This is a genomic window from Lysinibacillus sp. S1, assembly GCF_044986265.1.
Taxonomy (GTDB): Bacteria; Bacillota; Bacilli; order Bacillales_A; family Planococcaceae; genus Lysinibacillus; species Lysinibacillus capsici.
In genome coordinates this window covers 3,939,997-3,961,165 of sequence record NZ_CP173154.1, presented here as the reverse complement: position 1 = coordinate 3,961,165, position 21,169 = coordinate 3,939,997, and the positions used below count along the sequence as shown (strand labels likewise).

Sequence of the window (21,169 nt, the reverse complement as noted above, 5' to 3'; positions counted from 1 at the left end):
AATTTGAGACAGTCTTATGTTTATTGTTCATTTTTTTCCTCTAGCTTGGCTAAGTCTATTTTTTCTTCTTGCACAGTAATTTCTATATGTTCTTCTTGTTTTGGTAAAGTAGTCGGTGTTGAAGCCTTTTCAATAAAGATTTTTTCGTGTACCACTGTTGTATCGGCAAAATAATCATGTAAGCCTTGATTTTCTGGCTAAATCACTACCAAAATATACAGTGGCATAAAAATATTATTGAAGATACGACCAATCCAATCACGTAATAACACATCTGACCTAGTTAGCTGATCGTGCTTTAATGAAATTACACGTAATCCGAACACCATTTTCCCTAGTGTTTGCCCAAAGAACTTGGTCATCAGCACAAAATAGCTATAGTAGAAAATTGCTGAAATAATAGAAATTGGCGCATACCAAACCGAATCAGATAAAGACCAATCCATTAAATAGAAGATAGGATTGACGAGTATTCCACCTACAGCAGAAATGATGAATCCGTCTAATAAAAATGCCCAAAATCGTACCCAAAAACCAGCAGTTTTTAATGCATAGTTTTTTTCATGTGCTGATTCTCCTGAAGTGTTTATATAGAAGCCATTTTCCAATGAGGGTGAACCTTGCATAACAATTTCATTGTTTGTCATTGTGCTCCCCCCTTAGTATTCCCCATATAGATACATCATTTTCGGAGCGCTATAGTCCGTCATGATTTTCATTAGCATTTTTTCTTCGGCAGAGGGACCGAACATGGAGCCAATTTTCATACCTACGTATGATTGCCAGCCACCCATATCGTATGAATACTCAAATAAAGCCGCATCTTCAAGTCCATAATCTTTTCTTATAGCTACATCTGACGCTTCGACATACCCAGTGTCGGCAATAAACCCTGCTTCAAGTGCTTTTGTACCGACAAGAATACGACCATCTGCAACCTTCTWCACTTCTGCTTCAGACATATTACGTCCCTGCTCTACAATATCTACAAATTCTTCGTACGTTTCATTAATCATATCTTGCATCATTGCACGTTCCTCTGCTGTCACTTCACGCATTGGACTTAGCATATCTTTATGCTCTCCCGATTTAAACGTTTCAAATTTGACTCCTACTTTTTCAGCCAGCTCTTGATAGTTAATTGATTGCATGATGACACCAATAGAGCCTGTTATTGTATCACGATGGGCAAATATTTTATCTGCTGGTGCAGAAATATAATAACCACCTGAAGCTGCCATAGAATCCATTGATACATAAATTGGAATTTGTCGTTCTTCTTTTATTTTTAGTAGCTTTTTATAGATATCTGCAGATTCCTTTACACCACCACCTGGTGAATTAACGCTTAAAACAACACCCTGTATGGACTCATCATATAAAATATTATCCAATTGTTCTAAGAAAAATTGATGATCATAGGCAACTGGTTGCCACAATGTACTTGAGCCGATATCTTGAATCGTTCCATCTACCTTTAAATAAGCAATTCGCTTATCAAAATTCTCCCCTTCAATGACATTTTCATATACATCTAAGCTATTACCTGCCATTAAGCTATCAAAATTACCTAGGAAATCTGCTTTAAATAGCGCAAAAATGGTATTAATTCCTAACGAAAATAGTAAAAGAACACCAGCCACTACTAAAGCAACCCACCTTTTTACATTCATGTCTTTCCGCCTCCTCAACACGTAATACGTATGACTTGCCAATTTGTTTCATTTTTTTGCAATAATTAAACACAAAAAGCTTTAAGCTATGTATTTCCTCATATTACCTTACCTAAAAAAAATAAAAAAATCAAAGTCCATACCTTTGATGAACTTTGATTTTCGACATTATTTCCTAGGAAATATTATAATTGGAGGTGTTTGATTTCTTGTTGCCGTAATTCGACACGTCTAATTTTCCCAGAAGATGTTTTTGGTAGTTCCTCTACAAATTCAATAGCACGTGGATATTTATAAGGAGCGGTCAATGATTTAACATGACTTTGGAGTGTTTGAATAAGCGCTCCATCACCTTTTTCACCATTGCGCAGAACAATAAATGCTTTGACAATATTTCCTCTTACTTTATCAGGGCTCGCTATAACAGCAGCCTCTTTTACAGTTGGATGTTTCATTAAAGCATCCTCTACTTCAAAAGGGCCAATTGTATAGCCTGAGGATATAATAACATCGTCTCCTCGTCCGTCAAACCAAAAGTAGCCATCTTCATCTTTATAGGCACGATCTCCTGTAATATACCAATCCCCACGAAATTGTAAATTTGTACGTTCAGGATCATTTAAATATTTTTTAAAGAGTGCTGGCGTTTCGCGATGAACAGCAATATCACCAACTTCTCCGATTGTAACAGGTTTGCCCAAATCATTAATAATTTCAACAGTGTTGCCAGGAGTAGGTTTTCCCATAGAGCCAACTCTCGCTTCCATCCCTACCATTGTGCCTACCAATAATGTATTTTCCGTTTGTCCATAGCCATCTCGCACTTGTAATTTGAATGTTTCCAAGAATACTCTAATAACCTCACTATTTAATGGCTCACCAGCTGATACAGCTTGGCGAATTGCACTTAAATCATATTCATGTAAATTTTCAAGCGCTGCCATAAAACGATATTCAGTTGGTGTACAGCATAGTACATTGATTTTGAATCTCTCAAGCAATGCTAAATAAGAAGCTGCTTCAAATTTACCTTTGTAGACAAATGCAGTAGCACCACTGCCTAAAGTAGCTAGAAATGGACTCCAAATCCATTTTTGCCACCCTGGTGCTGCAGTCGCCCAAACAATATCATTTTCTTGTACACCCAACCAATGTGGTGCTGTTGTTCGTAAATGAGCATAGCCCCAACTATGCGTATGCACTGCTGCTTTTGGATTTCCTGTTGTTCCGCTTGTATAGGCTAAAAATGCATTGTCTGTGCTTTTTGTTGGGATAGGATTTATGTAGGTTGTAGGTTGATTATTCATTTTTTCAAGTATGTTCTGCCAAGGTTCATGTGCATTCCCTATGACAAATTGCAGTATGTCTTGTAAATTTCCCACTTTATCGAACTGTTCAATATAGGGTTCAAATGCAATAACTGCTTTAGCATTTGCATGATGAATTCGATACTCAATATCCTTTGTTCTTAACATCTCAGAACTTGGAATAATTGTTAAACCCGCTTTCAATGCAGCAATATACACAATATATGCTTCAACCGAACGTGGTACCATTACTAAAATGACATCACCTTTCTTTAAACCTTGCTTGGTGAATACATGTGCTGCTTGATTCGCTTTTTCCAATAAATGTGCATATGTAATACATTGGATGTCTTGGTTTTCTTCATAAATGATTAAAGCATTTTTGGCTGCATCCTGAGCATATTTTTCAATTTCCTCTACTATGTTATACCATTCTGGTGCAACTAAATCTTGTCTTTTCATGGCAATTGCCCCCTTTTGTTATGACACATTATAAAACTCTTTTTTCAGCATTTTCAATGGTTTGTGCTTAATTTCGGTAAAGTCATGACAACTATCATACCCTCCTATATGGCATCGGTCACATTTTATCTATAGGAAAACTTGCTATTGAATACAAATGAAAAGTATGGTACATTTTGGTCAACTAAAAGCAAGATTGCAGGGGGACTCGTAAGAGTTGAGAAGGTAAAACCTGACCCTTTGAACCTGTTAGTTAATACTGACGTAGGGAGCAATAAACATCGTTTTCAGATGAAAGGCTCTTTTCGTGCATTTTTACACAAAAAGAGCCTTTTTTGCATGCTTACGTCCATCCCTAAAGGAGGACTACAATGATTTTTCAAACAATTCGTCAACAGCAACCACTTATCCATTGTATAACCAATTATGTAGTGGCAAATTTTCAAGCAAATGGTTTATTAGCGATAGGTGCTTCACCAGTAATGGCCGATGACTACCAAGAGGTAGAGGAGATGGTGGCCATTGCTCAAGCATTATTAATTAATATTGGAACACTTAATGATCGCACAAAAAGTGCCATGTTATTAGCAGGTGAAAAAGCCAATAAACTTGGTATTCCTGTTATTTTAGATCCTGTCGGAGTTGGAGCCACAACTTATCGTAAGGAAACCGTAAGATACTTACTGGAAAACATACACTTTGCCGTGATTCGCTGTAATCTCGGCGAGCTAGCAGCAATAGTTGGTGTAAATTGGCAACAAAAAGGTGTCGATAGTGGTCATGGCACTATAGCTATGGAATTAGAAGCCACATCATTGGCTCAACGCTATCAATGCATTGTTATTGTCACAGGAGAACGCGATTTTATAACTGATGGCAAGCATAGCCAATGGATCGCTGGTGGTCATCCACAAATGACGGAAGTAACCGGTACAGGTTGTTTACTTAGTGTAATTTGTGGCGTAGCCTATAGTGTAAGCCATAATCCTTACCAACAATTAACAGAAACACTTACTTACTATAAAAAAGCAGGTGTACTGGCATCCGCATTTACTGCAGACATTGGTGATTTTCAAATAGCCTTACTCAATGCTATACATCGCTTATCAAAGGATGGTGCAGCTTCATGCATATTGTAACAACAATCGCTGGCTCAGATAGTGGTGGTGGCGCGGGTATACAGGCTGATTTAAAAACATTTCAGGAATTAGAAGTGTTCGGTACTTCTGTTATTACTGCTCTAACTGCTCAAAATACTTTGGGTGTAACAGGTGTTTGCCCTATTGACGTTTCCTTTATAAAAAAACAATTAGAGGCCTTAGTAGAAGATTTTCCAATCGCTGCGATTAAAACAGGAATGCTTTATTCCTCAGAAATTATCAAAGCAATAGCACACAAGATCAGGGAGCTAAACATTCCACTGATTGTTGATCCGGTGATGATTGCAAAAGGTGGGGAAAGCCTATTACAGCAAGAAGCTATCGATGCCTTACGCTCAACTTTATTACCACTTGCTACGGTTGTTACGCCCAATATACCCGAGGCAGAGACACTTACTGGGAGATCTATTCATCATTTTGAAGATATGAAAGAAGTAGCTCAAAGCTTGTTACAGCTAGGTGTACAATGTGTCATCATTAAAGGTGGTCATTTAGCAGATCCACTTTATGCCATTGATTATGTATTTTGCAAAAATGGACGTTCTTTTTCTTTGCAGTCTCCACGAATCCAAACAAAAAATACGCATGGTACTGGATGTACATTTTCCGCAGCACTTACTGCTTTTCTTGGACAAGGATTTGCTCTGGAAAATGCCATTATAGAAGCTAAAAAATTTATCCAATTAGCTATTATGTTTAATTTATCGATTGGAAATGGTCATGGACCCACTAATCATTTTGATAAGTGACGGTATAAGGAAGGCTGTGAGGTGATTATTCATGAAACGTGAGGATTTGGAGCTTTATTTTATTATGGGTACGAGCAATGTTCCTCCTCAAGAACAACCTATCTATATCCTAGAAAAAGCCTTGCAAGCAGGCATTACAATGTTTCAATTTCGTGAAAAAGGTCCTCACGCGTTAACAGGACTTGCCTATGAACAATTTGCACGCCAATGTCAAAAACTATGTCATCACTATCATGTGCCCTTTATCATTAATGACGATGTTGATCTAGCGATACGACTAGGAGCTGATGGTGTTCATATCGGACAAGATGATTTACCKGTAAGTGTAGCACGTAAAAGAATCGGGAACATGATTCTTGGTGTATCTGTCCATTGCGAGGAAGAATTGCAAATAGCTATTAACCATCAAGCTGATTATGTTGGTATCGGTCCAATCTTTCCAACATCCTCTAAAAGTGATGCACAACCACCATGTGGTACATCTTTTTTACAGGAGGCACATTCATTACATCCTGAATTACCAATTGTAGCAATTGGTGGAATAAATTTCACAAATGTACATTCTGTATTTCAAACGGGGGTTGATGGTGTTGCTGTTATTTCAGCTATTTGTCAAAGCAAAGATGTTGATCATACAGTAGCTACATTTAGATCCTTATCTCGTATAAATAAATGATCAATAAACAAACTAAAACCAGTGCCTTTTACGGTCACTGGTTTAAGTTTATAAATGCTTAATCAGCATTTATTGGTTGTTGTTTGGCATACCTTTTAATTGAGATTCTGCCATTTGTACAAGACGTTTAGTGATTTCACCACCAACGGAACCGTTGGCACGAGCTGAAGCTTCAGCTCCTAATTGAACACCAAATTCTTGTGCAATTTCGTATTTCATTTGATCTAGTGCTTGTTGTACACCAGGTACTGCAAGCTGGTTTGAACTACGGTTGTTGTTTGAAGCCATGTTTCTCACCTCCTTGTGAATATAGAATGTGCGATATTAGATTTTTAATACAAAAAATTTAGAGGTAAATTGTACCTCTATTGGAATAACAATATCCATACAAAAAAGCCGTCTCAAAATGGGCTTTGAGACGGCTTTTGAATCCTTATAGTAGATCTGCAAATTTATCTTGTTGTTCTTCTTTCTTAGGGAAAATATAGACCTCGCGATTCTTCACTGCTCGCTCGATCAATTCATCAAAGTCAGAGAAGCTTTCATAATGCTCAACCTTTTCAAGCTTCGGTTTTGTTTTTGGACTTGCTGGTGTAAAAATCGTGCAGCAATCTTCAAATGGCTGAATAGATGTTTCGTATGTGCCGATTTTTTCTGCAATATCAATAATCTCTAATTTATCAGTTGAAATCAGCGGACGAAGGATAGGTGTATTTGTTACTGCGTTTATTGCTGTTAAACTTTCAAGCGTTTGACTCGCCACTTGTCCAAGACTTTCGCCCGTTACAATAGCAAGTGCACCAATTTCCTCACGCACCTGATCAGCAACCTTCAACATCATTCGGCGTGTTGTCGTCATCGATACATTGGAAGGTACTTTTTCTTTAATAAGAACTTGTATTTCAGTAAAAGGAATGACATGCAAACGAATACTAGCACCAAATTTTGTTAATTCATTGGCAAGCACTTTAACTTTTTCCAATGAATTTTGGCTTGTATAAGGTGGACTAAAGAAGTGAATTGCCTCTAATCGCACACCACGCTTCATCATTAAATAACCTGCGACAGGGCTATCAATACCGCCAGATAGCATTAATAAAGACTTGCCATTTGATCCTACAGGCATTCCACCTGCACCAGGAATGACTTGTGCCATCATATAAGTTGCATCATGGCGAACTTCTACACGTAGCTCAATATCAGGCTGCTTCACTTTAACAGATAAATTTTGAAATTGTGGTAAAACATAGCCACCGATCTCACGTTGGATGGCATGAGATTCTAAAGGAAATGTTTTATCAGTACGTTTTACCTCTACTTTAAATGTATGTGGCTCATCTTTAAATGTCTCCATAATAGTGATAGCGAGCTTTTTCATACTGTCCATATCTTTTTCGCATGCAGCGACAGGGCTAAATGATTGAATACCAAAAATTTTAGGTAAACCTGTAATTAGCATTTGCATTTGTGCTTCGTCTTCTATGGCAATAAACATACGGTCACGTTCTGTGCGAATATGCAGTTGTCCTAAATCTGCAAAGGCATGACGAATATTTTCACGTAAACGGCGGATAAAATCCATTTTGTTGCGACCTTTTGTAGAAAGCTCACCATATCTAATTAAAATTTCTTTCCAAATCATTTACTTATTTTCTCCTTTGAGTTCCAACATTACTTCTGCTAGTACTTGTTTAAAGTTTTCTATATCTTCTATTGTGTTATGTGCGCCAAAGCTAAGGCGAATCACGCCATTTTTATAATGCTCATCAAGGTGAAGCGCCTCGACGACATGACTTGTTTTCGTTTGCTTGGAAGAACATGCACTTGATGTCGACACAATGACACCACGTTTTTGCATAGCATTAATAATGACTTCCCCTTTTAAATCACGAACACTAAATGACACAATATGCGCAGCTCCCTGTGGCGTTGATAAAACATGGACTGCTTCGCCATAACTTTCTAGCTGAGTTCGGATTTCATCGTGCCATTGACGGTATTTATTTGTGCGTTCGTTCATTGTTTCAACAGCAAGTCGAGCCGCTTTCGCTAAAGCAACAGCTTGCGGAACTGCTACAGTACCACTACGCATACCAAATTCCTGACCTCCACCAAGAGCAAAGGGCTGCCATCTTATGGGTTTACGGAATGCTAACACTCCTGAGCCTTTAAAGCCATGAATTTTATGACCAGAGATAGAAATACAGTCAGGTCCTTCTTCTTTAAAGGATATTGCTAATTTCCCAAAGCTTTGCACAGCATCAACATGAAAGGCAGCACGACTCATTTCATGAACCATTTTTGCTGCTTCCTTAATAGGCTGAATTGCGCCCATTTCATTATTCACATGCATGATGCTAACTAAAATTGTTTCTTTTCGTATTTTAGTACGAAGCTCATCTAGAGAAATCACACCTCTTCGATCGACACGAAGATATTCAACATCATAGCCCTCTTTTTCAAGTTGTTTCATTGTTTCTAGCACTGATGGATGTTCAATTTCAGTCGTTAAAATATGCTTTCCTATATGCGTATTACTACGTGCTATTCCAAAAATAGCTGCATTATTTGATTCTGTACCACCTGAAGTAAATAGCACATTTTTTGCCTCTGTCTGCAAAATATCTGCTACTTGCTCACGCGCACGTATTAATAAATCATTTGCTTCAACACCCATAGCATGGATGGAAGCAGGGTTGGCATAATACTGCTCATTTACAACCATAAAAGCCTGCATAACCTCTTTTAAAGGCTTAGTTGTTGCACTATTATCCAAATAAATTGTATTAACCATAACTTTTCACACACTTTCAAAACGTTGATTTAACGGTATTTATCATAACGCAATCTTTGGCGATTGACCACTAACTTTAACAATTATTTAAATTTTAATTGATATCCTACATTTTTTTCACCATCGTGACAAACTCTGTTGGTGTACTAAATTCAATTGCTTTAACAAAACCAAATTTTTCATAAAGATGGATTGCTCTCTTATTAAATAGTGCAACTGTTAAACGTAATGGCAGCTGATATTCTTCTTGAACTGTTTGAACAATAAACGAAAAAAATGCCGTTCCTAATCCTTGACCCGTTAGATTTGGCTTCAACCCAATTCCAATATCTATACAGTGTTCTTCATACGCCCCAAAACCTTGCCCTTTTGGCACTTGGGCTGCTTTACCTGTACAATAATAGCCAATTAATTCACTATGATTATTAAAGATCGCAAAGTAAGGATTATCAAGCATTTCTTGTACATTTTTACCCGATAATTCATTATTGTAAAAATCGTAAGGTGCTACATATCGCCATTGTAAAATTTCACTTGCGAAATGTTCATTCATTTCTTTGATTGACAATTTCATACTGAATCACATCCTAATCTAAGCATAAATAGAAAGCTGTCTAAAAAGTAATCGCTATACTTTTTAGACAGCTCAAAATGTTATTTGAATTATTTTGCTATGAATTCTTCGGCAACCATTTCTTGAATACGCTTTAAGGCACCTGGCTCCATTTCTTCCACTGCTGTACCTGCTTCTTCTAAAGCCTTTGCATAACGGAATTGATGGAAAGCCTCTTCTGCTTCTCTTAAACGTCCGTTCAATTTTGGGTTCGATGCGCGATGGCGATTGCCGTACTGAATAATACGCTCAATGAGCATCACATTTTCTATTAACTCATGTGCCTTTACTTTAACATCCTCTACACAGAGTGTTGCTGCATTTAGATTATTATGAACAGTACCCATATTAAGTGGTACTTCTTGCAAGCTTTGCATGACAACATAGATGTGCTCTGCTGCCTCATCAAGTCGTGCATCCATCTCCTCAGGAATTCCTGGAATATTTGCCTTGTTCAATAAACGATCAGTATCCTGTAATATTTTCTTTAAGTTTTCGACTTGAGCGCGTGCCTTATTTTCATCTATTCGAAGTTTCTTCATTGTATTAGACAGATGACCTTGTTCTTCGTGAATTCGTTCAAGCTCTTCACTAATTTCGATTAACTCTTCCTGTAAGCTAGAATAAGCTGATTTTTCTTCCCTAACTCGCATAGCTAATAGATCATAGCGACGTTGCAGTGCTTCCAATTGTTTTAAAGCGGCTTTTGGAATTTCGGCATCTTTTTCATTTAAATGATAACTTTGCTGTACATACGTTGCCTCGTCATTCACTAATTTTGTTGAAGAAATGACATTAGTAATAGAACTTAATAAACGATCACAATTTTGATCTACATAATTTTTAGCAATAACCTCTTTTTCAAGTAAATCATAAAAATGGTCGATTTCTTCATTTATTTCTGTCACACGCGGTTTAACAACTTTTAAATTCAGCTCTGCAAGTTCGAGTTTTAATGCCTCGAATTCTTTTTCATATTTATTAAGTGCATCTGTCAATTCTAAATGCTGTAAATAGTAAGATTGGTCTTCCATTTCACGCTGACCATTACGCAATTCCTGAACCGCACCTGGTAGCTTTACTTGAATTTCCGTTAAGATGGTTGGAACATCATTAATATATTCGAATGTCTGCTGCGATTCTTGATTTAAGCTAATGACAATTTCTCGCGCTTGCAAATAATTACCTTCATTTGTTAGGACATCGAACTCTTCAAATTTTTGAACAAATGTCTCTAGCTTCTTCTCTAATGCAGGTAATGCTACACCGAATGAATGTTGATGAGCCAGCAATGTCTTTCTTGCAGAGCGATAGTATTCTTTTAATTGTTCGATTTCAATTCGATTTTTTTCTTCGCTGCCAATTAATTCATTCAGTTCTTCTAAAATTTTATTTTTATCTTGGTCGCATTTCTCAATGTAATCTTCAATTTCACGTTCTMTTAAAGTTGCCCTTTTAAAACGAAGTCGATTAATTTGATCCTCAGCATCAAATAGAAGAGAATCGATTTTAGTCATATGTACGTCGATGACTTCATCCCAAGTATTGCGCCATCGTTCAAACATTTCTTCCGTTTCACCGTTCATGTTTAAAGATTTTACTTTTGAAATTTCTTCATTTATAGGATTATGTTGTATTTGTAGTTTTTCATTTTCTAGTTTTGCAATAATTGCAACATGTTTTCTTCGCATCATAAATCCTACTATGGCTAAAATTAATAGTAGGATAATCGGAATGATGATATACTCCATCGTAAGCCTCCTATTCTACAATAAACGAATTGGCTAGTTGTATTTATTATATACTATGTTTTCGCCTTTTGTTCTAAAATTTAAGTGTTTTTCAGAAAACTGTATTTTCGCTATTGTGAAATATTTAAATAGCGTATCTATAGAGCTAAAGGAGTGGTAAATTATGAAACGTGATGGGCATATACATAGTCCTTTTTGTCCACATGGCACTACGGACTCATTCAAGCAATATATTGAAAAAGCAATTTCTCAACATTTCACAGATATAACATTTACAGAACACGCCCCATTGCCCAAAAGTTTTGTCGATCCAACCCCGCAACAAGATAGTGGCATGAATCCTGATGATCTCATGTCTTACATTGAAGAATTGCAACATCTACAACAACAGTATGCACAAGATATTCGTATCCGCATCGGACTAGAAGTTGACTACATCCAAGGCTACGAACAAGAAACTCGTCAATTCCTTGATACCTATGGACATCTTTTAGATGACGCTATTTTATCAGTCCATTTTTTAAAATGGCAAGATACCTTTGTATGTATCGACTTTTCTTCTGAATGCTTTATTGATTTTTCAAAAAAAGTTGGCTCTGTTGAACTGCTATATGATTTATATTATGATACTGTCCTACAATCGATTAGAGCAGATCTTGGACCATACAAACCGAAACGGATTGGGCATCCATCACTTATTCATAAATTCCAACTAGCGCACAACGAAAAAATCAATGACACCCCACGTATCAAAGAAGTATTAGACAGCATGAAATTCGCGGGCTATGAATTAGATTTAAATAGTGCTGGTTTAAGTAAACAATATTGTCAGGAGCCTTATCCACCATTTGCCCTTATCAATTATAGTCAAACTATTAAACTACCATATGTATTTGGTTCAGATGCACATTGCGCAGAAGATTTACATCAACACTATAATGTTATATTACCAATATAAATAACTTTTAAACGAGGTGCTTAGTATGTTTACACAAATTAATTACGAAGGATCAATTGCTGACCAGTATCTGACATTATCAAAACAATTAGATGCACTATTAACTGGCGAAACCAATCAAATCGCCAATTTAAGTAATGCCTCTGCTCTGTTAAATCAATTTTTAACGAACATTAACTGGGTTGGTTTTTATCTCTTCCAGGATAATGAGCTTGTGTTATGACCATTCCAGGGTCTTCCTGCCTGTTTTAGAATTCCTATTGGGCGTGGTGTTTGTGGTACAGCTGTGGCAACAAGAAAAACAGTTGTTGTAAAAGATGTACATGATTTTCCAGGGCATATTGCCTGTGATGCTGCATCGCAGTCTGAAATTGTTATACCGCTAATGAAGCAAGGTGAAATTATTGGTGTGTTAGATATCGATAGTCCTATCGTGAATCGCTTTTCAGAGGAAGATCGTAATGGCCTAGAGGAATTTGTTAAAACACTCCTTAACCATTTATAATACAATATTAAAAATTGCCCTGAAATGTTTTATATTGTCATTTCAGGGCGATTTATTTAAACAACCATTTACGTTTTGCTTTATAATCCTATGAATTCGTTTGGAACGATCCATTGTGAGTACAAAAGCGATTTTTCCCGCTGTTTTTCGCCTCATACAAGGCTGTATCTGCATGTAAAAACACAGATTGGAMTGCTGGTCGATCTCGCTCATCCCATGTTATAAGACCCGCAGAAATGGTTACTTGTGGATCTGTGGTACTTGGAATGACTTCCACAATGGTTGATGCTAATTCTAAAGCTTCTTTTTCATCGATGTTAGGGACATAGACAGACATTTCTTCTCCACCCCATCTTGCACAAATCCCACGACTTCCAATAGTCTCTTTTAATTGAACCGCAATCTGAACAAGAATCTTATCTCCAACTTGGTGACCATACGTATCATTAATGCGTTTAAAATTATCAATATCAATTAACAAAAACATACCAGATTGATCATATTCAAGTGATTTTTCTACAAACTGATCGAGGTAACTACGAGCATACAGTTTCGTTAAATGATCCAAATCGACCATTTCCTGAAGCTGTGTTCGTAAAATTGAGTTTGCAATGGCTAATGATGAATGGTGAATTAAAGATTGCATTAATTTGAAACTATCGAATGAAAAGAAATATGGCTCTTTATGTAAAACAATACTAAAACCATTAATCTTTTCCTCCATAAGTATAGGAATCGCCATAATAGAGCGATACTCAATTTGATTAGGAGTTAGACGGCTGAAATCGGCAACAAATAGTGGATCATTCGTTTGAGCAAAGTGCTGTACAACATGTTTTATATAACTTTGACCGTTTTCTGAATGGAACAGGGAGGTACTTGCACCTGTTATTTCAAATGTTTCGTGTTTTTTAAATGCGAAACATACTTCCATTGGCTGAAAGGATTTCAGTAACTGCTTTTGTAGGAAAAGTAACATTTCATGAATGTCAATTCGCATATTTAAACGATGCGAAGTTTCATTGATGAGTTGTAAGTCACTCACGAGGCGATGCGATTGATGATATAACTTTGCATTTTCAAGAGCATTTCCTGAAGCTTGTGCCAGCATCCGTACAAAATCTTTTTCGGTTGTTGAAAAAAGATAAGTGGTSGGTGCACTTACTTGCAAGATGCCATAAATAGCTTGCCTGCCCTTAATCGGTGCATTTAACAACCGACAATTTAAATCGCTCGCTAGCTCTGTCGTCAACTCTCCTGATACAAAGGCTTCAATTGTAGCAGGTCTTTCTGATAAATAATCAAAAAGCTTAATATCGATGGTCGTGTGTCGATCTTGATCATTCGATAAAATAAGCTCCACATTAAACTCAGGAAAATTATCCCGTATATTTTTTAATACATTTTCTAAAATTAAATCAATATCCATTGTTGAATGAAATAAGTCAGTCATGTTATATAGTTTTCTATATTGGTCTTCATTTATTTTGACATCTAAATTGTCTCTAATCATTTGAAGAACCTTTGAAAGTGTTTCTATACACTCTTCACCATACTCCGAGGTCATAAAGTCTGTCCAAGACTCTGTTGCCTCCACAAGTAATATACCAATGGGATTTTTGCCCTCTGCTTGGAAAAGCACCATATCTGTCATCATTGAATAGGCCTGTCTTGCTTTCAATATATAAGGAATTTTCACTACTTTTTGTTGATAAAAACTAGCTTCAATCATCAGCCATGACACAGCATTTAGCTTTGTTTCAATTGTTAATGAAGCCATCTCTTCGATTGGGATTAAGGAATTACCTTCAAAACTAAGAAAAGCAGCATTATCAATTTTCAAGCGCTTCTTTAGAAACTGTTTCAATGAACAAAAATACCCATTAAAACTAGTTTGTTCTTCATAAGAACTCACCCAAAAGCTCAAAACATCAGATTTTATATATTTTAGCGTTTGTAAATGGTCTGTCATGAAATCACCTTTTCTATATAACGTCCAAATCAATTACTATTAACTTATAATATATTATACATAATTTGTGTCATTTTGACTATGTAATTATCCCTTACTTTTACAATTTACATAACACAGCGTATCATTAACTATTCCCATATTATTTTAAATAGGTAGTGAGGAATTTCCTACTATGTTCTTTTATATTTTTTTACTAGCTAATAATTGACGTCCTTGTCCGAAGCAGTTACAATGGAGGTTGTGTAAAATAAACGCAGCAGTGGTATAAGCTTATGATTGTATTTTATTCCTCTATTTTCTGATGTACAACCACTTAGATGATCAGCAATGAAAATTAGATGGTGTATTGTGTAACCTAACGGCTGCATAGGCGAAAGTACATGAAAATAAAATGCGTGTAAGAATGGGTACTACTGGTTTTTGTTTTACAACAAAAAAACCAAATTTAAAGGAGGAGACAACAATATGTCTCGTTATACAGGTCCATCTTGGAAATTATCACGTCGTCTTGGTATCTCACTAAGCGGTACAGGTAAAGAAATCGAAAAACGTCCTTACGCACCAGGACAACACGGTCCAAACCAACGTAAAAAATTATCAGAATACGGTTTACAACTTCAAGAAAAACAAAAACTTCGTCATATGTATGGTATGAACGAACGTCAATTCCGTACTCTATTTAACCGCGCTGGTAAAATGAAAGGTGTTCACGGTGAAAACTTCATGATCCTTCTTGAAACTCGCCTTGACAACTTAGTTTACCGTTTAGGTTTAGCTCGTACTCGTCGTGGAGCTCGTCAATTAGTTAACCACGGTCACATCTTAGTAGATGGCAAACGCGTTGATATCCCATCATACAGCGTAAAACCAGGTCAAACGATTTCTCTTCGTGAAAAATCTCAAAACCTTGCTGTAGTAGTAGAAGCAATCGAAGTAAACAACTTCGTACCTGACTACTTAACATTCGATGCTGACAAAAAAGAAGGTACATTCACTCGCCTTCCAGAGCGTTCTGAATTATCAGCTGAAATCAACGAAGCATTCATCGTAGAGTACTACTCTCGTTAATCAATTGATGCTAATAAAAGCCCTGAAATCCCTTGTATACCAAGGCTTCAGGGCTTTTTTTCTATGAACAATCAATTAGAACCTACGTTTTTTCCGCTTTTAATCATTAGCGCAAAAACTAATCCAGTACCGAGTATTGTAGCAAGTAGGAGGAAGGCTACAGTAAAGCTACCAAATTGTATGAAATAAGCAGATATGAACGGTGCAACACTTGTTCCAGCAAATAAAATTACTGTGTACATAGAAACTGCAATTCCTCCCATATTCCAACCTAACTGACTAACAAGCGTTACTAATGAAGGAACAGCAAGTGCAATCCCACCAACAAATAAAATACTACTGATTGTTAAACCGGCTATAGTTGAAATAAAGCTCATCGCGGTCAGTGCAATAATCGAAAGAGTTAAGGCCATTTTCAGTACAAACAGCACATTAAAACGCTTTGCTATTTTCCCCGCAAATGGTGACATAACCATCCCCACTATCCCAAAGATACGAATGTAAATAAGGTTCTGACTTTTCATACCAAAGAAATCACTCGTTAAATAAGCCCCTAAAATAATGTACATACTGACAAATGACATTATTAATACAAACGCAATGATATAACTAAAGATCAAATTTCTATTGGTGAAAATAATACCAATTCTCTTCAGAGGAGCCCATATATTTTTAGTTTCAATCTGAATTATTCCCTTCGGTAAGATCCACACGACTAACAAAGCAGTCATAACATACACTACAGCAAGTACATAAAAGATGACGTGCCAATGACTATGGTCGCTTACATATCCACTAAACACCTGACCAACTATACCCGCTACAAGAAATCCCGTACTGATAAAACCTACTGCCCCAACTTTTCGATCATTTGGAAAAACCTCAAGAGTATAGGCAAGTGCTACTGGTGAAAATGTTGCTGCCGCAAGCCCCTGTAATCCTCTCAATAGAAGGATAAAAGAAAAGTCATTAACTAAACCTAGAAGTAACGTTATTACGCTTAATAAAAAAAGCCCAAATACAATGATATTTTTACGACCATATTTTTCTGATATCGCACCATAGAAAAAACACCCTAGTGCAAATCCAAGTGAAAAAACACTAGATGTTTGGCATCTTCTCGATTTGTATCACTTGAAGAAGACATTTGAATCAGTTCAATATACGGCTCTACCCCTAATACAGGTAAATTATCTTCATGTGTTAATCCAAAGCAAGAATTTTTATTTTCACTGATTTCTTCAAAATGATGCACTACTTTTTTAGCGCAGACGCATTGCCCAGATTATTATAACCAACAATAATTTTCTCTCTTATATTGTGGCAATTTTATGTACTTTAAAATAACAATTACATAGTTTCAAAATAACATAATCACTACCTTTATAATAAAAACAAAATATCAGTTATTTACTATTCATTAGATCATCAAAATAGAACTGTTTTCCAAAAAATATATTTTACTTTCATAGTAAAATATTTTTAAAACCTTTTTAAATTCAATATTCTACAACAAAACAACATTCCAATGCTCCTATCATCACCTTAACTTTTTTGTAAAATAATAACATGAAGAAATTTAACAATTTTAATAAAAATACGAGTTGAACTTTTACAAAAAATAGAATACGATGAATTGCGAAAGGTGGTTCACCATCATTCAAGCAATAATAATTTTTTAAAAGGGGTTGGAAATATGTCAGACGTTCTAAAGCAATTTGTTATGCCGAAAACAAACTTATTTGGACCTGGAGCAATTCAAGAAGTTGGTAAACGCTTAAATGATTTAGAAGTGAAAAAGACATTAATCGTAACAGATGAGGGTCTACACAAATTAGGTCTCTCAGAACAAATTGCAAACATCATTACAGCTGCTGGAATTGATGTAGCAATTTTCCCTAAAGCAGAACCAAATCCAACAGATCAAAACATAGAAGATGGCATTTCCGTGTATCATGCGGAAAACTGTGATTCTATTGTTTCTCTTGGAGGAGGCAGCGCACACGATGCAGCAAAAGGTATCGGACTTATTGCTTCGAATGGTGGACGCATTCATGATTATGAAGGCGTTGATAAATCACAAAATCCACTTGTGCCATTAATTGCAATTAATACAACTGCTGGTACTGCCAGTGAAATGACTCGTTTCACTATTATCACGGATACAGCACGCAAAGTAAAAATGGCCATTGTTGATAAGCATGTGACACCGTTACTTTCTATAAACGATCCTGAATTAATGATTGGTTTACCTCCTGCTCTTACGGCAGCTACTGGGGTTGATGCGCTAACACATGCTATTGAATCATTCGTTTCTACGAATGCTACACCAATCACGGACGCATGTGCTGAAAAGGTCCTTCAGCTAATTCCTGAATATCTACCACGTGCCTATGCAAATGGAGCTGATATAGAAGCGCGTGAACAAATGGTATATGCACAATTTTTAGCGGGAATGGCCTTTAATAATGCATCACTTGGCTATGTTCATGCAATTGCTCATCAATTGGGTGGTTTCTATAACCTACCACATGGCGTGTGCAACGCTATTTTATTGCCACATGTTTGTCGATTTAATGTCACAGCACGTACAGAGCGCTTTGCTCGTATCGCTGAATTATTAGGAGAAAATGTAGAGGGTTTAAGTAAGCGAGATGCGGCTGAAAAGGCTATTACAGCTATTGAGAAGTTATCACAAGATTTAAATATTCCTAGCGGCTTCCGTGAATTAGGTGCAAAAGATGAGGATATTGAGATCTTAGCAAAAAATGCATTATTAGATGTGTGTGCTGAGACGAACCCTCGTAAAGCAACACTAGAGGATATCAAACAAATCATCACAAATGCAATGGGTCCTATTGTGAAAAAAGAAGAGTCACTCGAGGCAGTTGCCCTTTCTTAATCGACGGTTTCCTATAAGCCTATACAAAGGATGGAGAAAACAAATGTTTTCTCCACTTTTTTATGGACTCGATACACACACATTGTCTATCAAGGGAACTCTCGCTATACTTTTCTTAAAAAGAATAGGAGAAAATAATATGCGTTTAATTTCAATTTGTCCTAGCAATACAGAATTAGTCGCCTATTTAGGGCTGTCAGACCAGCTCGTTGGAGTTGATGATTATTCTGATTGGCCATCATCGGTTAAAGATCTACCACAGCTTGGGCCTGATTTATCAATTAACATGGAGGCATTAGAGGCATTACAGCCTGATCTTGTTCTGGCTTCCTTGAGTGTACCTGGTATGGAAAAAAACATTGAGGCACTAAAAGAAAGAAATATTCCTCATATTATTTTTAATGCAAACTCATTAGAAGAAATTGCGCAAGATCTTCTGACACTCGGGAAAGCTTGTCAAGTGGAGGAACAAGCAAAGACAATTGCTGAAGAGTACATGCATTCCATCGAAAAAATGTATTCCATTGCACAAACAATTCCGAAGAAACCTACCCTGTATTGGGAATGGTGGCCGAACCCTATTTTCACTCCTGGGAAAATAAATTGGCTAACAGAAATTAGCGCTCTTGCTGGTGGCATAAATCTATTTCAAGATGTTGAGCTTGCTAGTGTTCAAACAGATTGGACAGATGTTGTTAAACGCCAGCCTGACTATATCATGATGGCTTGGGTTGGTGTCGCATTTGAGCGTATCCAACCTGCTAATTTATTAAAACGTCCATATGCCAAAGAGTTACATGCCATTCAATCGGAACAGCTCCATGTAATGGAAGAATGGCTGTATTGTCGCCCTTCTCCACGACTTATTGAAGGTGCTATAAAGCTTGGAAAAATACTGCATCCTAAAGAATATGAACAAATAAAACCTCCAAGTTTCTTATGATTAAAAAACCACATCCAGTGTTTTTGGGGATGTGGTTTTGCAAATAGAAATTAGATAAATTTCACCATATGATATTTTTTCTTACCTCGACGGACAATGCTAAATGCATCCTCTAAACGATCCTTCGCATCGACTACATATTCTAAATCTGTTACCTTTTCACCGTTTACACTAATAGCACCATTTGATACATCTTCACGTGCTTGACGTTTGGAAGAGGAAATGCCAGCCTCCACAAGTAGATCCACAATGTTTTTATCATCTTTAGTCATTTCAATAGAAGGAACATCTTTAAAAGCGTCCTTCATTTCTTCGGCTGAAAGTGCTTTTAGATCTCCTGAGAATAAAGCAGCTGTAATACGGATGGCTTGCTCTAATGCCTCTTGACCATGTATTAAACGAGTCATTTCTTCAGCTAGCGCCTTTTGTGCCTTACGTAAATGTGGCTCCTCCTCTACAGAAACGGCTAAAGCTTCAATTTCTTCACGAGATAGGAACGTAAAGATTTTTAAGTATTTTATGACATCTGCATCAGCTGCATTGATCCAGAATTGGTAGAACTCATATGGAGAGGTTTTCTTACCATCTAGCCAAACAGCACCACCTGCTGTTTTACCAAACTTTGTGCCATCTGCCTTTGTTACTAATGGAATCGTAATACCAAAGGCTTTCGTTTCTTCCTCGTGTGTTTTACGAATAACCTCTAACCCTGTTGTAATATTACCCCATTGGTCAGAGCCACCTACTTGAATACGGCAATTGTAGTGATTGTATAAATGATTGTAATCAATACCTTGAATTAACGTATAGGCAAACTCTGTAAACGAGATTCCTGTGTCAAGACGAGAAGCAATCGTATCTTTTGCTAACATATAGTTTACGTTAATTAGTTTCCCGTAATCACGTAAAAATTCGATTGTGTTTATATTACCAATCCAGTCACGATTGTTCACAAGCTGAGCACCATTGCCATCTTCCGCAAATTCGAAAATACGTTCTAATTGACTACGGATTCCTTGAACGTTTTTATCGATTTGCTCTACTGTTTGTAATTGGCGCTCTTCTGAACGGCCAGATGGGTCACCGATCATCCCTGTCGCACCACCAACAAGTAAAATTGGACGGTGGCCCGCTTTTTGGAATCGACGAAGCGTTAACAATGGAACAATATGTCCAATATGCATGGAGTCAGCTGTTGGATCTACCCCACAGTATAAAGATACAGATTGTTCATCTAATAATTTTGCCATGCCTTCCGCATCTGTTTGTTGGTATAGCAAACCACGCCATTCTAAATCTTGTAATAATTCGTTTGTCATGTTCATTCCTCCTAAAATGGTTAAATTCATTACGTGCATGGACATGTTTAAATAAAAAAAGTCCCTACACGCAAACAATTGCATGCAGGGACGTTAAGTTGCAAACTAACGCGGTACCACCCAGCTTGAAGATGTCATCCACCTTCCACTTCATTCAGCCGCCTTTATCGCAGGCGCGCACGTCTAAGCTCCAAGCACGTAATTCGTCTCTACAATATGACCAGTTTTCACCAACCACTGGCTCTCTAAACAGGGAATATAGACACTACTGCAAGCTCTTCATCACCAGAAAACTATAAACATAATTTTATACG

Annotated in this window: 20 protein-coding genes, 1 pseudogene and 1 riboswitch; of the genes and pseudogenes, 8 read left to right on the top strand and 13 right to left on the bottom strand. The window is 36.8% G+C overall.

Annotation, left to right across the window (positions count from 1 at the left end; genetic code table 11):
* Nucleotides 1–20: 20 nt before the first annotated feature.
* The 4 genes from ACHZEU_RS19800 to mbcS all read right to left on the bottom strand — a co-directional run bounded on the left by ACHZEU_RS19800 (nt 21) and on the right by mbcS (nt 3,442).
* Complete coding sequence (locus ACHZEU_RS19800; RefSeq protein ID WP_404803677.1) at nt 21–155, bottom strand: hypothetical protein; 135 nt, start codon at nt 153–155, stop codon at nt 21–23.
* Nucleotides 156–197: 42 nt separating this feature from the next.
* Entirely contained in the window at nt 198–647 is a 450-nt protein-coding gene (locus ACHZEU_RS19795) for an RDD family protein (protein WP_404803676.1), read from the bottom strand.
* Between the two features lie 12 nt (nt 648–659).
* Nucleotides 660–1,673, bottom strand: coding sequence for a signal peptide peptidase SppA (gene sppA / locus ACHZEU_RS19790; RefSeq protein ID WP_404803675.1), 1,014 nt, complete (start codon nt 1,671–1,673; stop codon nt 660–662).
* A 185-nt stretch (nt 1,674–1,858) separates the two neighbouring features.
* The gene (gene mbcS / locus ACHZEU_RS19785) at nt 1,859–3,442 is read right to left on the bottom strand and encodes an acyl-CoA synthetase MbcS (RefSeq protein ID WP_048393547.1); all 1,584 of its coding nucleotides are present in this window, start codon (nt 3,440–3,442) and stop codon (nt 1,859–1,861) included.
* A gap of 190 nt (nt 3,443–3,632) precedes the next feature.
* Nucleotides 3,633–3,730: riboswitch (TPP riboswitch) on the top strand.
* A gap of 83 nt (nt 3,731–3,813) precedes the next feature.
* Between mbcS and thiM the strand changes: the two genes are divergently transcribed.
* Genes thiM through thiE form a run of 3 tightly spaced genes read left to right on the top strand, consistent with a single transcriptional unit; the run spans nt 3,814 to nt 6,027 of the window.
* Nucleotides 3,814–4,581 (top strand): hydroxyethylthiazole kinase, encoded by a 768-nt coding sequence (gene thiM / locus ACHZEU_RS19780; protein ID WP_404803674.1) that lies wholly within the window; start codon nt 3,814–3,816, stop codon nt 4,579–4,581.
* The gene (thiD, locus tag ACHZEU_RS19775) at nt 4,569–5,351 is read left to right on the top strand and encodes a bifunctional hydroxymethylpyrimidine kinase/phosphomethylpyrimidine kinase (RefSeq protein ID WP_404803673.1); all 783 of its coding nucleotides are present in this window, start codon (nt 4,569–4,571) and stop codon (nt 5,349–5,351) included. Before thiM ends, thiD begins: the two co-directional genes overlap by 13 nt.
* Before the next feature lie 31 nt (nt 5,352–5,382).
* A complete protein-coding gene (gene thiE / locus ACHZEU_RS19770) occupies nt 5,383–6,027 on the top strand; it encodes a thiamine phosphate synthase (RefSeq protein WP_103118659.1) in 645 nt (214 codons plus the stop codon).
* A 69-nt stretch (nt 6,028–6,096) separates the two neighbouring features.
* Here thiE and ACHZEU_RS19765 read toward each other — a convergent pair whose 3' ends face one another.
* The 5 genes from ACHZEU_RS19765 to ezrA all read right to left on the bottom strand — a co-directional run bounded on the left by ACHZEU_RS19765 (nt 6,097) and on the right by ezrA (nt 11,185).
* Complete coding sequence (locus tag ACHZEU_RS19765; RefSeq protein ID WP_004226165.1) at nt 6,097–6,315, bottom strand: alpha/beta-type small acid-soluble spore protein; 219 nt, start codon at nt 6,313–6,315, stop codon at nt 6,097–6,099.
* A 145-nt stretch (nt 6,316–6,460) separates the two neighbouring features.
* Nucleotides 6,461–7,669 (bottom strand): tRNA uracil 4-sulfurtransferase ThiI, encoded by a 1,209-nt coding sequence (gene thiI, locus ACHZEU_RS19760; RefSeq protein ID WP_048393538.1) that lies wholly within the window; start codon nt 7,667–7,669, stop codon nt 6,461–6,463.
* Nucleotides 7,670–8,821: a cysteine desulfurase family protein gene (locus ACHZEU_RS19755; protein ID WP_333879477.1), complete on the bottom strand. Its 1,152-nt coding sequence runs from the start codon at nt 8,819–8,821 to the stop codon at nt 7,670–7,672.
* 106 nt (nt 8,822–8,927) lie between these two features.
* On the bottom strand, nt 8,928–9,395 hold the full coding sequence (locus tag ACHZEU_RS19750) for a GNAT family N-acetyltransferase (RefSeq protein ID WP_333879476.1): 468 nt from the start codon (nt 9,393–9,395) through the stop codon (nt 8,928–8,930).
* A gap of 89 nt (nt 9,396–9,484) precedes the next feature.
* The gene (gene ezrA, locus ACHZEU_RS19745) at nt 9,485–11,185 is read right to left on the bottom strand and encodes a septation ring formation regulator EzrA (RefSeq protein WP_404803672.1); all 1,701 of its coding nucleotides are present in this window, start codon (nt 11,183–11,185) and stop codon (nt 9,485–9,487) included.
* 163 nt (nt 11,186–11,348) lie between these two features.
* Here ezrA and hisJ point away from each other — a divergent pair, with 163 nt between their 5' ends.
* Both hisJ and ACHZEU_RS19735 read left to right on the top strand, forming a co-directional pair.
* Nucleotides 11,349–12,143 carry a histidinol-phosphatase HisJ gene (gene hisJ / locus ACHZEU_RS19740; RefSeq protein ID WP_048393531.1) on the top strand — a complete coding sequence of 265 codons (795 nt, stop codon included), beginning with the start codon at nt 11,349–11,351 and terminating at the stop codon, nt 12,141–12,143.
* A 25-nt stretch (nt 12,144–12,168) separates the two neighbouring features.
* Nucleotides 12,169–12,648 (top strand): annotated as a pseudogene (locus ACHZEU_RS19735) (GAF domain-containing protein).
* An 88-nt stretch (nt 12,649–12,736) separates the two neighbouring features.
* On the opposite strand, the gene ACHZEU_RS19730 reads toward ACHZEU_RS19735, so the two are convergent.
* Complete coding sequence (locus tag ACHZEU_RS19730) at nt 12,737–14,515, bottom strand: sensor domain-containing diguanylate cyclase (RefSeq protein WP_404803671.1); 1,779 nt, start codon at nt 14,513–14,515, stop codon at nt 12,737–12,739.
* Between the two features lie 573 nt (nt 14,516–15,088).
* Between ACHZEU_RS19730 and rpsD the strand changes: the two genes are divergently transcribed.
* Nucleotides 15,089–15,691, top strand: coding sequence for a 30S ribosomal protein S4 (gene rpsD / locus ACHZEU_RS19725; protein WP_004226141.1), 603 nt, complete (start codon nt 15,089–15,091; stop codon nt 15,689–15,691).
* 71 nt (nt 15,692–15,762) lie between these two features.
* Here rpsD and ACHZEU_RS19720 read toward each other — a convergent pair whose 3' ends face one another.
* Nucleotides 15,763–16,746, bottom strand: a complete 984-nt coding sequence (locus ACHZEU_RS19720) for an MFS transporter (RefSeq protein WP_259955493.1) — start codon at nt 16,744–16,746, stop codon at nt 15,763–15,765.
* A 20-nt stretch (nt 16,747–16,766) separates the two neighbouring features.
* Nucleotides 16,767–16,946 carry a hypothetical protein gene (locus ACHZEU_RS19715; protein WP_259955491.1) on the bottom strand — a complete coding sequence of 60 codons (180 nt, stop codon included), beginning with the start codon at nt 16,944–16,946 and terminating at the stop codon, nt 16,767–16,769.
* A gap of 441 nt (nt 16,947–17,387) precedes the next feature.
* Between ACHZEU_RS19715 and ACHZEU_RS19710 the strand changes: the two genes are divergently transcribed.
* Both ACHZEU_RS19710 and ACHZEU_RS19705 read left to right on the top strand, forming a co-directional pair.
* Nucleotides 17,388–18,593: an iron-containing alcohol dehydrogenase gene (locus ACHZEU_RS19710; RefSeq protein WP_004226138.1), complete on the top strand. Its 1,206-nt coding sequence runs from the start codon at nt 17,388–17,390 to the stop codon at nt 18,591–18,593.
* A gap of 139 nt (nt 18,594–18,732) precedes the next feature.
* Nucleotides 18,733–19,536 (top strand): cobalamin-binding protein, encoded by an 804-nt coding sequence (locus ACHZEU_RS19705; protein WP_279495764.1) that lies wholly within the window; start codon nt 18,733–18,735, stop codon nt 19,534–19,536.
* A gap of 50 nt (nt 19,537–19,586) precedes the next feature.
* Here the strand turns inward: ACHZEU_RS19705 and tyrS are convergent, their stop codons facing one another.
* Complete coding sequence (tyrS, locus tag ACHZEU_RS19700) at nt 19,587–20,855, bottom strand: tyrosine--tRNA ligase (protein WP_048393520.1); 1,269 nt, start codon at nt 20,853–20,855, stop codon at nt 19,587–19,589.
* Between the last annotated feature and the right edge of the window lie 314 nt (nt 20,856–21,169).